Genomic DNA, 259 nt, shown 5'->3' with positions numbered 1-259 from the left:
AACGGCAGGCATACCCAAAGCTGCTACCTTTCCTAAGATAGGCTTTACCTTATTAAGCCCATCCATCATTGAAAAATCGCTGTGGACACGTAAATGAATAAATGGCGATGACATGATGTTATTTCTCTTCAAGTAACGATTTTACTGGTTTGAAACTTTTGCGATAGCAGTCTAAAACGCCAAATTCAGCAATGGCTTCAAAATGCGCTTTAGTCGGATAACCCTTATGCCCGGCAAAATTATACTGGGGGTAGGCGTC

The 259-nt window shown here is 41.7% G+C and carries 1 protein-coding gene and 1 pseudogene; both read right to left on the bottom strand.

All coding sequences use genetic code 11. The features are described from left to right. The coding region (locus NLF92_RS14335; protein ID WP_432420234.1) for a PHP domain-containing protein at window positions 1–114 on the bottom strand (114 nt) is incomplete at its 3' end. A 4-nt stretch (window positions 115–118) separates the two neighbouring features. Continuing rightward, window positions 119–259 (bottom strand): annotated as a pseudogene (rnhB, locus tag NLF92_RS13315) (ribonuclease HII); the annotation flags it as partial.

This window comes from Opacimonas viscosa, assembly GCF_024199005.1.
Lineage (GTDB): Bacteria > Pseudomonadota > Gammaproteobacteria > Enterobacterales > Alteromonadaceae > Opacimonas > Opacimonas viscosa.
Note: the sequence above shows the minus strand (reverse complement) of the source record. Positions and strands in the feature narration are given on the sequence as shown.